This is a genomic window from Streptomyces sp. NPDC054841 (assembly GCF_053611045.1).
Genome location: NZ_JBSGZO010000159.1, coordinates 2,259 through 17,059, shown reverse-complemented (window position 1 = coordinate 17,059; position 14,801 = coordinate 2,259). Strand labels below are relative to the sequence as shown.

General features: G+C 69.6%; 13 protein-coding genes and 3 pseudogenes. 6 read left to right on the top strand and 10 right to left on the bottom strand.

The genetic code is table 11. From position 1 onward, the window contains the following. The 5 genes and pseudogenes from ACWGI8_RS21600 to ACWGI8_RS21580 all read right to left on the bottom strand — a co-directional run. A partial coding sequence (locus ACWGI8_RS21600; RefSeq protein ID WP_453663082.1) for a condensation domain-containing protein occupies positions 1–1,009 on the bottom strand: 1,009 nt, incomplete at its 3' end. Positions 1,010–1,137: 128 nt separating this feature from the next. Continuing rightward, positions 1,138–2,463: an MFS transporter gene (locus ACWGI8_RS21595; RefSeq protein ID WP_453663080.1), complete on the bottom strand. Its 1,326-nt coding sequence runs from the start codon at positions 2,461–2,463 to the stop codon at positions 1,138–1,140. Positions 2,464–2,845: 382 nt separating this feature from the next. Next, positions 2,846–3,181: a hypothetical protein gene (locus tag ACWGI8_RS21590; RefSeq protein ID WP_453663079.1), complete on the bottom strand. Its 336-nt coding sequence runs from the start codon at positions 3,179–3,181 to the stop codon at positions 2,846–2,848. 252 nt (positions 3,182–3,433) lie between these two features. Then, positions 3,434–3,568: pseudogene (locus tag ACWGI8_RS21585) on the bottom strand (DUF4177 domain-containing protein); the annotation flags it as partial. A gap of 67 nt (positions 3,569–3,635) precedes the next feature. Next, positions 3,636–4,274: a hypothetical protein gene (locus ACWGI8_RS21580; RefSeq protein WP_453663078.1), complete on the bottom strand. Its 639-nt coding sequence runs from the start codon at positions 4,272–4,274 to the stop codon at positions 3,636–3,638. 108 nt (positions 4,275–4,382) lie between these two features. On the opposite strand from ACWGI8_RS21580, the gene ACWGI8_RS21575 reads away from it, so the two are divergent. Then, complete coding sequence (locus ACWGI8_RS21575; protein WP_453663084.1) at positions 4,383–4,601, top strand: hypothetical protein; 219 nt, start codon at positions 4,383–4,385, stop codon at positions 4,599–4,601. Positions 4,602–4,638: 37 nt separating this feature from the next. On the opposite strand, the pseudogene ACWGI8_RS21570 reads toward ACWGI8_RS21575, so the two are convergent. Beyond that, positions 4,639–5,055: pseudogene (locus ACWGI8_RS21570) on the bottom strand (leucine zipper domain-containing protein); the annotation flags it as partial. Between the two features lie 156 nt (positions 5,056–5,211). On the opposite strand from ACWGI8_RS21570, the gene ACWGI8_RS21565 reads away from it, so the two are divergent. The 3 genes from ACWGI8_RS21565 (at position 5,212) to ACWGI8_RS21555 (ending at position 8,621) form a co-directional block, all read left to right on the top strand. After that, positions 5,212–6,732 (top strand): ATP-binding protein, encoded by a 1,521-nt coding sequence (locus tag ACWGI8_RS21565; protein ID WP_453663076.1) that lies wholly within the window; start codon positions 5,212–5,214, stop codon positions 6,730–6,732. 273 nt (positions 6,733–7,005) lie between these two features. Continuing rightward, positions 7,006–7,761 (top strand): nuclear transport factor 2 family protein, encoded by a 756-nt coding sequence (locus tag ACWGI8_RS21560; RefSeq protein WP_453663075.1) that lies wholly within the window; start codon positions 7,006–7,008, stop codon positions 7,759–7,761. Positions 7,762–8,192: 431 nt separating this feature from the next. After that, positions 8,193–8,621 carry a PPOX class F420-dependent oxidoreductase gene (locus ACWGI8_RS21555; protein WP_453663074.1) on the top strand — a complete coding sequence of 143 codons (429 nt, stop codon included), beginning with the start codon at positions 8,193–8,195 and terminating at the stop codon, positions 8,619–8,621. Positions 8,622–8,827: 206 nt separating this feature from the next. On the opposite strand, the gene ACWGI8_RS21550 is transcribed toward ACWGI8_RS21555, so the two are convergent. Next, positions 8,828–9,730 (bottom strand): AraC family transcriptional regulator, encoded by a 903-nt coding sequence (locus ACWGI8_RS21550; protein WP_453663073.1) that lies wholly within the window; start codon positions 9,728–9,730, stop codon positions 8,828–8,830. 309 nt (positions 9,731–10,039) lie between these two features. On the opposite strand from ACWGI8_RS21550, the gene ACWGI8_RS21545 reads away from it, so the two are divergent. Together ACWGI8_RS21545 and ACWGI8_RS21540 are read left to right on the top strand one after the other, a co-directional pair. Next, entirely contained in the window at positions 10,040–10,285 is a 246-nt protein-coding gene (locus tag ACWGI8_RS21545) for a hypothetical protein (protein WP_453663072.1), read from the top strand. A gap of 7 nt (positions 10,286–10,292) precedes the next feature. After that, a pseudogene (locus ACWGI8_RS21540) lies at positions 10,293–10,568 on the top strand (transposase); the annotation flags it as partial. A gap of 249 nt (positions 10,569–10,817) precedes the next feature. On the opposite strand, the gene exaC reads toward ACWGI8_RS21540, so the two are convergent. From exaC to ACWGI8_RS21525, 3 genes are all read right to left on the bottom strand, one after another. Then, positions 10,818–12,341, bottom strand: a complete 1,524-nt coding sequence (exaC, locus tag ACWGI8_RS21535) for an acetaldehyde dehydrogenase ExaC (protein WP_453663070.1) — start codon at positions 12,339–12,341, stop codon at positions 10,818–10,820. A gap of 218 nt (positions 12,342–12,559) precedes the next feature. Continuing rightward, entirely contained in the window at positions 12,560–13,819 is a 1,260-nt protein-coding gene (locus tag ACWGI8_RS21530; RefSeq protein ID WP_453663068.1) for a GAF domain-containing protein, read from the bottom strand. An 89-nt stretch (positions 13,820–13,908) separates the two neighbouring features. Then, positions 13,909–14,801: ROK family protein (locus ACWGI8_RS21525; RefSeq protein ID WP_453663066.1), on the bottom strand; the 893-nt coding region annotated here is incomplete at its 5' end.

The following is a 14,801-nucleotide window of genomic DNA, read 5'->3' as shown; positions in this document are numbered from 1 at the left end:
GGTCGAGATCGCCCCACCAAGCGGTGGCCGTCGCCTCCGCGCCGAAGGGGTCGTCACCGCTCGGGCCGTCGGGGGCGCCATCGGTCCCGGCGGGGAAGACGACGGTGTTGAGGAAGCAGCCGACCACCGGCGCCGCGGCGGCCGGGCGGCCGCCCCACGGATACCCGATCGGGGACACCTGACCGGCCCCGTACAGGACACGGGCCGTTGCCCGACAGGCGTCGAGCAGTGCGGGGAACGGTACGCCGGAGGCCGGAGCGGGCAGCCGCAGTTCGGCCGCGCCGGTGGGCAGTGTGCCGGGGGCGAGATCCTGCGGCACGGGCAGCGCAGGGCATTCGCGCACGGCGCGCAGCCGCTCGCCCCAGTACTCCAGCGCGGCGGCCGACCCCGCGCGCTGCTCGGCCTCGAGCTGCAGCTGAACCGCTTCCCGGTAGGCGGCCAGTTCCGCGGCCGCGTCGGCGGGCGCGAGTTCATCGGGGCCGATCCCGTGGCCGTAGGCGCTGCTCAGCTCCTCGACGATGCGCGCCAGCGACTGGCCGTCGCAGGCGGTGTGGTCCAGTACGACCGCGAGCACCTCTTCCTCGGCATCCGGTCCGTCCTCGGCCAGGTAGAGCCGCAGCGGTGAGCCCTGCGCGGTCCAGGCGCCCAGGGCTCGACGCATGGTGGCGGCCGCGTCCTCGCCGGGCGCGCGAACGAGGCGTTCCACCGGTACGTCCGGCTCCGTCAGGCGAAGCGCGGGGGTGCCGCGGAGCACCTCCGGGCGGGCACGCAGCACCGGGTGCCGGGCGGCCAGATGATTCGCGGCCGCTCGCAGCCGTACCGGATCCACGGTGCCGCGGCGGAAGGCGAAGAACATCGGGACGATGTCCGGCCGTCCGGCAGGATCCAGGGAACGCACCAGGGCGAAGCGTCGCTGAGCTCCGGTGACGGGCAGCAGATCGGATTCCCAGTTGTCGGCGGTGATGCGTCGGTAGCGAGCCAGGTACTGGCCCGTGATGCTGAGGTGCACGTTGTCCTCTCTGTCCTCTCTGTCGTGTCTGTCGTGGCCGCGCGTCGGACGCCGCGCCATGCCGCTCGGACGGGACGGCAGCAAGAAGTGACCGGCAGGCAGGCCGGAGCTGGAACGGGGGTCGCGAGTCAGCCGACGGCGAGGGTCTCCGGGCGGCCGCCGGTGTCGCGCGTGGCCGGGTCCTGCGGGTCTTGCGTGTCGTCCGGTGCGGTCGGCAGATCGCGCATGCGGCGCAGGGGGGAGAGCAGCAACGGCAGCGGTACGACGAGGAATCCGATCGCGCAGGCCCAGATTGCGGCGCGCGGATCGAAGGCGCCCGCGACGGCGCCGCCCACGACCGCGCCGAGCGGCAGGGTGCCCCACACAAGGAAGCGCAGTGTGGCGTTCATCCGGCCGAGCAGTCGGGGCGGGCAGAGCGCCTGACGGAAGCTGACCTGGGCGACGTTGTAGACAACAGCGCCGAAGGAGACGACGCCGGAGCCGATGGCGAACAGGGCGGCGGTGCCTCCCCGTCCGGACAGCGGCCACAACAGTGCGAACGGCCCGGTTGCCAGCGCGGAGAGCCAGATGATGCGGGCCTGCCCGAGGCGGCCGGCAAGCGTGGCAGCGCTCAGAGCACCGACGAGTCCGCCCACGGCGGACGCGGAGAGCATCAGACCGATGGCGACCGGCTGCAGGCCGATCACCCGTACCAGGAAGATGGTCTGAGTGGCCATCAGCATCGCGGTGAAGAAGTTGCCGAGGCCGGTCGTTGCGGCGATGACCCGCAGCAAAGGGTGGCCGAGGACGAACCGGAGGCCTTCCCCGATGTCCTTGCGCAGCGACGCGCCGGGAACAGGCTCGGGTCGGCCCTCGGGCGGCCGCTTCATGGCCAGCAGGAAGAGCGCGGACAGGGCGTAGCCGATCGCGTCGGCCACGATCGCCAGATGGGCCCCGAGTACTTGTACGAGTCCGCCGCCGATCCCCGGGCCGGCGACGTGGGCCGATGAGCGGACCGTCTCCAATGCCCCGTTGCCCGCCATCAGACCCTCCTTGGGCAGCAGTTCGGGCAGGTAGCTCTGATGGGCCACGTCGAAGAAGACGGTTGCCGCTCCGGTGACCAGAGCAACGACGTACAGCTGCGCCATCGTCAGTACGCCGGCGACTGCGGCCAGCGGGACGCTCGCCATGGCCAGGGCGCGCACCGCATCGGACCGGATCATCAGCGGGAGTTTCCGCATCCGGTCGACCCCGGCGCCCGCAGGCAGCCCTATCAGGAGGAACGCGGCGGTCTCGGCAGCCGTGAGCAGTCCCACCTGAAACGCGGGTGCCTTCAGCACGAGAACCGCCACCAGCGGGAGCGCGACCAGAGTGACCTGGGCGCCGACTTGACCGGCCGCGGCGCCGGCGAGCAGGAGACGGAAGTCACGCATGCGCAGCAGACCGCTGGATGCGCCGGGGGGTGAGGGCGACATGAACCAGACCTTCTCCGCCTGGCCGATCAGCAGTCAAAACACAAAGAACACTTTCGGTCGTTTCTCTTGCAGTATCACCACCAGATCGGCAAATCTTTCACTAGATCAGGACAAGCTCCGGATGAATGGCACACGTTCAGGCGTCGCGGCAAGAAGAACCGCACAGCGCTCGCCCGGCAGGCCTCGGTCCATCTCGTACAGGGCGCCACGAATCGCACCTCTGACCGAAAATAGCCGTCCGTTCACTCTCAGTGTCCGAGACGACGACTCCAGCCGCTATAGGTGGTTCGTCCTGCCAGGCAGGTCGGTCTCCGGAACGGCGTCGGCTCAGCGATTGGTGGCCTCCATCGGTAGGCCGATGATCTGTGGCGTGCCGTCGCCACTACCGCCCCGGATCCGGGTCGTGGTGAGCGTTGACGGTGTGGGCTTCTCCCCGCGCTTCAAGGACCTCGTAGGCCAGCCGTTCTGGAGGGCCCAGATGCCCGGCGGCGAGCCGAGCGGCGGGTACGGGCCGCTGGAGGCGCAGGCCCGCAACAAGGTCCCAGGCCCAGTCGGCCGGCTCGGCGTGCCGGTCGGGGTGAACGTGCAGCTTGCCGTTGGAGTCGACGGTGGCCAGTCCGTGGCGCGGGTTCCGGCCGCACTCGCGGCTGCACGGACTTGCCGGCACCGGGACCGCCGACCACGAGCAGCCGCTGTCGGTACGTGCGACAGCGAACACCCGCGCTCGACCGGCGTGCTCCTGCCCCGGCGTTGGGTGTGCCCGTCGCCGTCGCGCCGGCGGTGGCCGACGTTCTGCCCGAGGCGAGGTCGGGAACGGCCTGTCGCTATCAGGAGCCACCGGCCGGCTCCCGCTGAGCGATCTGCGTACTCTGCGGGACCCTTGGAGTCCCGGCGGCCAAGCCCCATACACACGAGACTGCCGAGTGGGGCGGAGCCCGCCGTTCACCGTGCCGTGCAGGACCCGCGGCCGTCAGCGGCGCGGACGCTCCAGAGCGAGAAGCAGGCCCTCGACCGCACCGGGCCCTATACGGCCCTTGACATCGGCGGACGTGATCGCCTTGAGGGCCCAGCCGTCCTCGGCATGCTTGTTCAGTTTTGTGGATCTTGCCGGGTCGGGGGTCTGGCACGCCCTCCCTTGACACCCCCCAGGGCCTGTCGCGGGGGCCGACCGGTCATGTGTTGTCCGCCTCGTCCTCCCGGGCGAGCGCGGCGAGGTCCGGAAGCAGCCCGGCCAGTTCCTCCAGCAGCTTGTCCATGTCCACGACCTCGGGCAGCGGGTAAACGAAGCACGCCCCGTCCTCCCTGAACGAGACCGCCGGTCCGGCGAACCTCACCAGGCGCTTCGGCAGATCCGAGGCGTAGAACCGCTCCGCCGTCCCTGCGGAGTCGTCGCTCATCGTCAGGTACGGCAGATCCTTGGAGAAGGTGAGATTGAGCTCCGCCGCACTCCAGTGGCGCTCCAGACGTAGGTTCGGTCCGCTGCCCCGAAGGTCGAAGCACACGATCAGCCAGTGCTGGTCGTCCCTGCGCGAAATCTGCTCGTAACGCCTGGAGACGGTGACCTGGTGTTCGCCGAATTGGCCGGTGACGGTGATTCCGTGCCACGTTCGCAACAGCCAGGGGAAGTGGCCCGCGTACCCGGCCCACTCCTCACCGTCCTTGCCGCGATCGATTCGCTGCCAGCCGGGACGGGCGGCCAGGACGCGCATCGCCCGCTCCGCCTTGCCGACCCGGCGAGCGGTACGGACCGCGAAGGTGAGTCCGATCAGGGACGGGGCCGAGATGACGGCGAAACCAATGATCCAGCCCACCACGTACGTCCTTTCGCTCCACCCCGGGAAGTCCGTTCGCTTCCAATGTTCACGCACCGGGTCGCCGCAAGACATCGGTGAAACCACGTAAAGGGCTACGGAGACCGCATGTTCACACCCCCTGCCGCCGAACAGGATCTGAACCTCCCGGATGAGGCCGTCCCGGACGGTGATCGCCTCGACGCTGTGGTGCCGGGCGCCCGTCGTGAGCCTGTACTCACAGTGTACGAAGACGAGTTCGTCGTCGGCCGGGACGACGGGCAGCAGCCGCTGCTCCGTCATCCGGTCGGGAAGCACCGGTCGAAGAACGCCGCCTTGTCAATGTGATCGTCCTGCGGGCTGGTGAAGGTGAAGTCGTCGGCGCGACGTCGACGTGGATCAACTCGCCGGGCCGGTCGCGTTCGTAGCGGCGGACGATCCGGTCGGTCGGTCGGTCGGTCGGCCGGTCCGGGTAGGCGAGGCGGTTCAGGCCGTGGAGGGTCAGGATCCGGTGCGTGGTCGAGGCGGGCAGGCCCAGGATCGGGCCGATGCGGGCCTGCCGCAGCCGGCAGACTGGGGCCTCCACGGCCGCCGGGGTGCGGTGTGGTGTGGTTCGGGGTCGGCTGGAGCGGTCGGCCAGGCCCGCATCTCCCTCGGCTCGCCAGCGGCGGACCCATTTGTGGGCCGTGGCGCGGGAGATGCCCATCTCGGCTGCGACATGTGCGATGGGGCGGCCGGCGCAGACACGTTCGACGAGCAGTCGGCGGCCGCGAACCGTCAGCCGGGCATTACGGTGGGACACGGAGGCCAGACCGGAAATCGACCTGGTCGAATGACGCCCCCAAGGACTGTGCAGTCGGCTCCCGCCGGGGATGATGATGTTTCTATGAAGGTATCGGCTGGTTGTGCAGGCAGGGTTGCGGAGGAGCGACCACTCGGGAATGCACACGCGGACGTGGTGGGGAATGGAGACGCGCTGAAACCGGCGTGGGACGAGACGGCGACGATGCTGGTCGGCAGAGCTGACGAACTGAAGCGGCTCATCTCGGTGATCGGCAGTCTGGGGCAGGACGGCGTTCCCGCTGTCGTGGACATCGCCGGAGACGCCGGCATGGGGAAGAGCCGGCTGCTGAGCGAGCTCTGTGCGCGGGCGCGGCAGGATGGGCTGACCGTGCTGCGCGGCAGGGCCACGGAGTACGAGCAGCACACTCCGTTCCAGACGTTCACGGACGCGTTCGCCGACGTCGATCGTGCCTTTCTCGACTCGGATGCCGTGCCCGAGGTGGCGGCAACGGTGCTGCGCGGAGCCGACAGTGTGCACGGCTCGGATTCGGGTTCGGGCAACCGTGACCGGTTCGGCCTCTATCGCGCCGTCGCGGAAGTGCTGACCGGGCTCGGGGAGCGCAGCGGGTTGGTGATGGCCCTGGACGACCTGCACTGGGCGGATCCCGCGTCTTTGGAGTTGTTGGACCATGTGATCCGGCACCCGGTGGGCGGCCGGGTGCTTCTGGTCGTGGCCCGACGAGAACGGCAGACGCCGCACTCCCTTGCCGCTGCTCTGACACGCGGCGTCGACAGTGGGGCCGTACTGCGTATGGCGCTGCGACCGCTGCCCGAGCAGGCATCGATCGAGGCGCTCGCCTCCGACCTGCCACCGGGCGACGCGAAGCAGATCTATGAATCCAGCGAGGGCAACCCGCTGTACCTCCACTGCCTTCTGCACGCCTACCGGCATGGCACGTCGTCGCGCGGCACCACCGTCCGGGCCCACGACGACACCGCGTCCGCAGTGCCGAGCGGACTGGGATCCCTGCTCCTGGACGAACTGACTGTGCTGACCGCTACGCAGCGCCGTACCGCCGAAGCAGTGGCGGTCCTCGGCGACCATGCCACGCCCGCAATGCTGAGCCTGACGACCGGACACACCACCCCGGAGGAACTCGACGACTGCATCGGCGCACTGGCACGGCGCGATCTGCTGCGCATGGGGTCCGACGGCCGCTGGACACTGCGCCACCCGCTGCTTCGGGCACTGGTCTACGAGAACACCGCCGCACCACGCCGTGCCGAGATCCACCGCGACGCGGCGGACGAACTGGCCCGGGCAGGTGCCTCCGCCGCCGAGCGTGCTCATCACGTCGAGCGGTCGCTGGTCGGCTGGGATCCCGTGTCGGCGGCCGTGTTGAGTGAGGCGGCCGCCCAGTTCGCCCACACGGCGCCGGCGACGGCCGCCCATCTTCTGGACGTCGTCCTCCGGCTCATGCCGGACACACCGGCCTGCGCACAGCAGCGTGGAGGCAGCACTGTGTATCGGTGTCGGCCAGGGTCTCGCCCTCGTCCTCGAAAGGTAGCCCGCACGCCTTCGAGACAATTACGAAAGCCCCGGAGCTTTGACTTTGCCTTCCGGCCGGGGGCGGGCGCTCGCACTCGCAAGCGGAGGGGGCGCCGACCGCTGGCAGACATGGACCTTCGTCCGTGATTTCGCGTGGAAGCTGCGCCGGCGCGGCAATGGCGAGCGCCTCCGCAGGCAATCGGCTCTGCAGGCTGGTGTGGGCGAGTACTGCCGTGCTCAGGTGCGGTCGGGCGGGATTGCTGTAGCTGATCTCAGCGGGGGATGACGCATCTGGAGGCTGTCCGCTTTTGACAATGGTTCGTCATGATTTCACCTCGTGTGCCGGATCAATTCCGACGACTCTGGAGGCGCAGTCGGCGGACACCTGGTCCGCTGCTCCGAGCAGGATGGATGTGTGTCATGAACAACAAGGATCTGGTCCTCAAGGCCGTAGGCGAGCTGTTCGGCGACAAGGACCCCTCCGCGGTGGACCGCTGGGTCTCCCCGGCGTACCGGCAGCACAGCGCGCTGGTCGCCGACGGCCCCGAGGCTCTGCGCGAGCTGGTCTCCTCGCTGTCCGCGGACTTCCGCTACGAGGGCGCCCGGGCCATCGCCGACGGAGACCTGGTTGCGCTGCACGGGGTCTACTACGGCTTCGGTCCTGCGCCGCTGGTTGCCTTCGACCTTTTCCGTGTTGAGGACGGCAAGCTCGCCGAGCACTGGGACGCCCTGGTGCCGGTGGTCAAGGAGACCGTCAGCGGCCGTTCCCAGACCGATGGCCCCACCGAGGTCAGCGACCTGGAGAGCACCGAGGCGAACCGCAAGCTCGTCGCCGGGTACGCCGAGAAAGTGCTCAAGGGCGCCGACTACTCGGCGTCGACTGACTACACCTCCGCTGAGACGTACCACCAGCACAACCCAGACGCCGGTGACGGTCTGGGCGGCTTCGGCGTGGCCGCCGCCAAGTGGGCTGAGCAGGGCAAAACTGTCGTCTACAAGACGATCCACAAGGTCATTGCGGAAGGTAACTTCGCCCTCGTGCAGGCCGAGGGCGAGTTCGGCGAGCCGGTTGCCTACTACGATCTGTTCCGCATCGCCGACGGGAAGATCGTCGAGCACTGGGACATCATTCAGGAGATCCCCGCCGAACTGCCGCACAGCAATGGCCTGTTCTGACGGATTGTTTCAGTACGAGGTTTGGATCCGACGGAGGCAGAGGACACTGCGGACCGGTTCCGGCCGGCTGAGTGCAGGTCCGCTCGGCGTTGTCAGCAGACGCGGAGTCGGCGGAACCACCAGAACCCACAAGGGGGCTTCGGACTCGTAGAGCCACCTACGAGCCGACCGGGTGCCAGATGGCGCCGCCCCTGTGCATACGCGGGTGCCGTGCTCGATGGAAACCACAGGACGCCGTCGCGACCTGGCCCACGAGTCGGCGGAGCAGACGTATCGCCACAGCCCCGGCTGGCCCTTCAGATCAACGACCAGTCACCTGTCGTGTAGCCAAAATGTGAGGCCGAGCTTGCAGGTCCGGGCAGGTGACAAAGTCGTCCGACACTCGCAAACCGCACCGTAACCGACCCCTGTCGTGAGGAAATCTAAGATTTATGGCCACACCCATGACCGAAGCCGCATGGCGTGCCTTCCTCAGCGAAGGCACCCGGACGGCGAAGATCGCCACCACCCGTGCTGACGGACGCCCGCACGTAGCACCCGTGTGGTTCCTGCTGGACGGCGACAACCTCGTCTTCCACACCCACAAGAACACCATCAAGGGCCGGACCCTGATCCGTGACGGGCGGGTCGCCCTCTGCGTCGACGATGATCGGCCGCCGTTCTCCTTCGTCGTCATCGACGGCCGGGCGCAGGTGAGCGAGGACATCCCGCGGGTGGGCGACTGGGCGGCCCGGATCGCTGCCCGCTACGTGGGAAAGGACCGGGCACCGGAGTATGCCGCTCGCAACAGTGTGCCCGGGATGCTCCTGGTGCGCGTGTCGATCGACAAGGTCGTGGCGCTCGGCGGCGTAGCCGACTGACAGCGCGGATCTTCGTGAACGACTCTGAGGCAGGGGCCGGCCCAGCGACTGGCTGAGCCCTTCAGGGCTGCCACAGGTCGGGTGAGGTGGGGTCGGCGCCAGAACGGACAAGGTTATGCAGATGGCTTCGCCTCGATCACAGCGCGGAGATTCTCCCCCCCACCACCAGCAGAGCCCGCGTGCGAATCACAACGCGTCTGGAGGATCTACTCACCGGGCGCCGAGGCAGAGGTTGCCACTGAGGCTGTCCCTCGACCCACCTCACGGAATTGCAGTGGTGTCTCCCCGTCACGTTTCCGGAAGAACTTGGTGAAGTCGCTGGGGTCACGGAAACCCAGTCGGCGGGATATCTCCGCGGACGTGGCATCGGTGTGGACCAGAAGCCGCCGGGCTTCCAGGAGGATGCGGGCGTCGAGGTACTGCTTGGCGGTGGAGCCGGTCGCTTCCTGGGTGGCGCGGGTCAGGGTGCGAACGCTGTAGCCGAGTGCGGCGGCATAGTCGTTGACGTGGTGCGAGTCGGCGAAGTCGCGTTCGACAGCGGCACGGAAGCGGTGGAAGGCGTCGTTGACCGAGCCGGGGGGCGACGCGGGGGCCGGGCACGCGTGGGTCAGGCGCAGCAGCAGAACGCTGAGGAGGTGGCGCAGCGTCTCGATGTGGGCGTCGAGGGGCAGGGAGGCCAGGTCGCCGTATTCGTGGGTGAGGTGGCGAAGCGCGAGGCCGGCGGAGCGAGCGTGCGGGCCCGTCAGGAGCATGGGCGAGTCGTTGTGGAGGGGCTCTGCGGTGACGAAGCCGGGTTGCCAGATGACGATGGTGCCCCGGGCCGCGGTGTGATCGCGGGGGACGTACTGGTGGACCTGGCCGGCTCGCACCCAGAGCCAGGAACCCGAGTCCAGTCTGTGGTTCTGAAAGTCCACGGTGTGCCGCACCGGGCCCTGCCTGACATGGATCAAGTGGTGGAAGTCCGGCCGGAGTGGCGCTGACAGATCCAGTCCCCGCCGGCTTCCGCGTGTGGACAGCTCAGCGAAATCGAGGACGTCCACGCCGATGGGTGCGCTCAGCGAGGGCCGGTACGACACGTCGGTAACGGAGTGCTGTCGGTTTTTTCCCATGGTGCGTCCCAAGGTTACCGCCCGCGCCGTCGGGGTGCCTCTTAGCTTCTGAGGAGAGCAGGGAAACGAAGGGCTGATCGATGTGCGACTGATCGTAGGAATGACCGGAGCCACCGGCGCGGTACTCGGCCTTCGGTTGTTGCAGCCAGCTGGCCGAGCTGCCGCTGGGCGCGGACCACGATCGTGGAGACCGGCACCCCGATGTCCTTGAAGCCCAGGAATTGGCAGTCTCGCTGCGCGACCAAGGGGAGAACGAGCACGCCGAGCAGGTCTTCCGCCAGGTTCTCGAACTGGAAAAAGAGGTTCCCGGTGCCGAGCGCTGCGACGATCTTCACGGAGCTGACCGACGTGCAGAAGAGGCAGCTCGTCGACGACCACACCAGTGTGTTGGCATGCCGTAACAGTCATGCTGCGGCACTGCGCTCCCTGGGCGCACTGTCCGAGTCGGAATCGGAGTACAGGTCGCTCCTGGACGCAGCGACTGCGAGCCATGGAGAGCAGCACACAGTCACGCTCATCGCCCACTTCGAGTGGGCGATGAGTCTGATCGGCTAGCGAGTCAGGCATCGGCCCGGACACGGCCGTCACTCTGCTGATCACGATGAGGGACAACCCGGAACGTCTGGGGAGTGAGGCGTCCTTCGCCGCGCTGTGCGGGGTCAGCCCCGCAGAACGCTCCTCGGGCGCTCGGCAGTACTGTCGCCTCAACCGCGGCGGCGACCGGCAGGCCAACGCCGCCCTCCACCGGATCGTGCAGACCCGTCTGCGCTTCGACCCACGCACCCAGGGCTACTACGAGCGCCGCACCAAGGAGGGCAAAACCCGACGCGAGATCGTCTGATGCCTCAAACAGGCGAACCCCCTCATCGAGCAGTCAATGAACGAGTGGCAGCGCGTCAGTCAAGGTGAAGCACCCGAGGGCTGAACCGGGGTTTGGTCCGTGACTGGTCCGGAAGCACTGGTCAGGAGGGGTACAGCGGTGGGAGGAATTGGGAGTTAGCGCGCAAGCCGGGGCTCGGTCGAGAGCGGGCTGAGCGAAAGGCGCCTGACGGGTGACAACCCAGGTCAGGCGCCCTTTTTCGTGCGCCTAGAAGAAGCCGAGCTTCTTCGGCGAGTAGCTCACCAGCAGGTTCTTCGTCTGCTGGTAGTGGTCCAGCATCATCTTGTGGGTCTCGCGGCCGATCCCGGACTGCTTGTAGCCGCCGAAAGCAGCGTGCGCCGGATAGGCGTGGTAGCAGTTCGTCCAGACCCGTCCCGCCTGGATCGCCCGTCCGGCGCGGTAGGCCCGGTTGACGTCCCGGGTCCAGACGCCCGCGCCCAGCCCGTACAGGGTGTCGTTCGCCGTCTTGATCGCGTCGTCGAAGTCGGAGAACGACGTCACCGCGACGACCGGGCCGAAGATCTCCTCCTGGAAGATCCGCATCCGGTTGTCGCCCTCGAAGATCGTGGGCTGGACGTAGTAGCCGCCCGCCAGTTCGCCGTCGTACTCGATCCGCTGACCACCCGTCAGGATCTTGGCGCCCTCCTGCTGGCCGATGTCCAGGTACGAAAGGATCTTCTGCAGCTGGTCGTTGGAGGCCTGCGCGCCGATCATCGTGTCCGTGTCCAGCGGATGACCGGGCACGATCGCCTCGGTCCGGGCGATCCCCGCGTCCAGGAACTCGCTGTAGTGCCCGCGCTGGATCAGCGCCCGCGAGGGACAGGTGCACACCTCGCCCTGGTTGAGGGCGAACATGGTGAACCCTTCCAGAGCCTTGTCGCGCAGGTCGTCGTCGGCCGCCCAGATGTCGTCGAAGAAGATGTTCGGCGACTTGCCGCCCAGCTCCAGCGTCACCGGCTTGATGTTCTCCGAGGCGTACTGCATGATCAGCCGCCCCGTCGTCGTCTCGCCGGTGAACGCGACCTTCGCGACCCGGGGGCTGGACGCGAGCGGCTTGCCCGCCTCCACGCCGAAGCCGTTGACGATGTTCACCACACCCGGCGGCAGCAGGTCGGCGACCAGGCTCATCCAGAGGTGCACCGAGGCAGGGGTCTGCTCGGCGGGCTTCAGCACCACCGCGTTCCCGGCGGCCAGTGCCGGCGCCAGCTTCCAGACCGCCATCAGGATGGGGAAGTTCCACGGGATGATCTGCGCGACCACGCCGAGCGGCTCATGGAAGTGGTACGCGACCGTGCTGTCGTCCAGTTCGCTGAGCGAACCCTCCTGGGCCCGCAGCACGCCCGCGAAATAGCGGAAGTGGTCGATGGCCAGCGGGATGTCGGCGGCCAGCGTCTCCCGGACCGGCTTGCCGTTCTCCCAGCTCTCCGCGACCGCGAGCTCCTCCAGATGCGCCTCCATCCGGTCGGCGATCCGCAGCAGGACGTTCGCCCGGGCCTCGGGCGCGGTGCGTCCCCACGCCGGCGCCGCGGCATGCGCCGCGTCCAGGGCGCGCTCCACGTCCTCGGCGGTGCCACGGGCGATCTCGGTGAACGGCTGCCCGTTCACCGGGCTCGGATTCTCGAAGTACTGACCGCGGGCCGGCGGGACGTACTCGCCGCCGATCCAGTGGTCGTAACGGGACGCGTACGTGACGATGGCGCCTTCGGTGCCGGGCGCAGCGTAACGAGCCATGAGACCTCCCGGAGTCCGCGCTGCCCGCCTCTGGACCGCGCTCCCGGCCGAACCTAGGGAGCCGTACGTTGCAAGCACGTTGCCGCCGGGCTCGGCGGCGCCGCTTCAGGTGCCTGGTGTCCGGGGTCTGGTGCGTGGTGCCCAAAGGAGTCGACGCGGCGTCAGGCGCCCGGTGCCTGGAAGTCAGGTGCCTACAGCAGTCGCCCGGGCCCCGGGGGTCAGGGCGTGGCCGCGTACTCGCTGTCCAGGGCCCGCACCCGGGCCTGCGCCGCGGCCCGCCGGCCCCGGGGCAGCACGGCGGCGAGCGCCTGCCACACCGGAAGGTCGTCCTCGCCCCACGGGCTGTGCACCCAGTCCGCCAGCAGCCCCGGATCGGCACGCGCGATCAGCGCCGTCCGCAGCTGGTCCGTCAGCCGCCGCCGCAGCCGCGCCACACCGGGCGCCTGCGAACCCGGCAGCAGCGGACCCGCATACCCGCTGAGCGCCGCTGCCACCGCACCCGACGCGAGCCGGCGGGCCACCGATTCGAAGTCCGCGTCGACGGGCACCGCCAGACGGTACGGACGGGACCGCAGCAGCCGTGGCCCCAGCAGACCGCGCAGCCGCGACAGCTCCGCCCGCAGCGTCACCGGGTTGATGTGCTCGTCCTCGTACAGCTCCAGCAGCAGTTCGTCACCGCTCAGCCCCTCGGGATGGCGGGCCAGCACCACGACGATCTCGCTGTGGCGGCGGGAGAGGCGCACCTTCCGGCCCTCCGCCACCAGCAGCGCCTCGTCCCTGCCCAGCGCCGAAAGCCGCATCGCGTCGCCCGTCGGCCGCGGCGCCAGCAGCGCCAGCTGTGACTCGGCGGCCCGCGCGACCGCGCCGACGAACGCCAGACTGTGCGGATGCGCCAGCCGGTCGCCGCCCGTGATGTCCACAGCGCCCAGCAGCCGTCCACTGTGCGGATCGTGGACGGGAGCCGCCGCACAGGTCCACTGCTGCACGGGCCGCCGGAAGTGCTCGGCCGCGAACACCTGAACGGGACGGTCCACCGCGAGCGCCGTGCCCGGCGCGTTCGTACCCGCCACGGACTCGGCCCAGCGCGCGCCCTCCACGAAGTTCATCCCCCGGGCCCGCCGCCGGGTCTCCGGATGGCCCTCCACCCACAGCAGCCGAGCCTGGGCGTCGCACACCGCGACGAGGTGCTCCCCGTCCAAGGCGTAGCCGCCCATGAGTTCCCGGATCACCGGCATCACCCGCGACAGCGGATGCCCGTCACGGTACACATCGAGCTCGTCGTCACCGAGCTCCACGCACGCCGCGCCCTCCGGGGCGACATGCGCCCGCGCGCAGCGCCGCCAGGACTCGGCCACCACGGGCCGCACGGCGCGCTCCACCCGGCCCGCCGTCGCGAACTCCTCGTACGCCCGGCGCAGCACACCTCCGCGCTCCACCGGATCGCCCCCGGCCTCCAGAGCCACCCACGTGTCGGTCAACCCGGCCTCCCGGTCGCTTCCTCGCGTCCGGCGCCCATGGTTGTACCGCACGGCACCACCGGCAAGAGTCACGGACCGGACACAGCCGGTCAGGGAGCAGTTGCCGCGAACGAGGCCGGGTCGTCCAGCACCGCACGCACCACCGAGTGCGCGGCACCCAGCAGCGGCCCCTCGGACCCCAGCCGTGACACCGTCAGCGCGGGGCGCGCCGGATCGGCCGTACGACGCGTCAACTCCCGCTCCAGGGAAGGCAGCAGCCACGACGACAGCCGCGACAGCGCGCCACCCAGCACCACCGCACGGGGATCGAGGAGGTTGACCGCACCGGCCAGCGCGATCCCCAGCGCGGCGCCCGCGCCGCGCAACGCCCGCAGCACGTCACGGTCACCGGCGGCGGCCCGCTCGGCCAGCAGCCCGATCGGCCGGCCCGCCGTACGGAGTCCGGCGGCCCGCAGGACGGCCTCCTCGCCGGCGTACTGCTCCAGGCAGCCCCGTCCGCCGCAGGCGCACCGGGGGCCTTCGGGCCGCACCGGAACATGGCCCAGCTCGCCCGCGTAGCCGTGAGCACCGCGCAGCAGCCGGCCGTCGACGACCACGGCCGCGCCGATGCCGATCTCCGCCGACACATGGACGAAGTCCTGCGGCGCCGGATCCCCGCCGATCCACAGCTCGGCGAGCGCACCGAGGTTGGCCTCGTTGTCGACGGTGAGCTGCGGACCGTACGGAAGGCACGCGCCCAGATCGACGTCCCACCAGTCCAGGTTGGGCGCGCGGACGACGGTGTGCGTGTCGCGCGCGACCAGTCCCGGCACCGCCACGGCGACACCGGCGGGGCGCAGCCCTTCGGTGCGTACGGCATCGGTGACCTGGCGGACCAGGGCGGCAAGCTCCTTGAGGACCGGCTCGGGCGGCCGGCCCCGGTTGTCGGTGTCCGCCGACGCCCGTGCCCGCACCTTCCCCCGCAGATCCACCGCGGCCACCG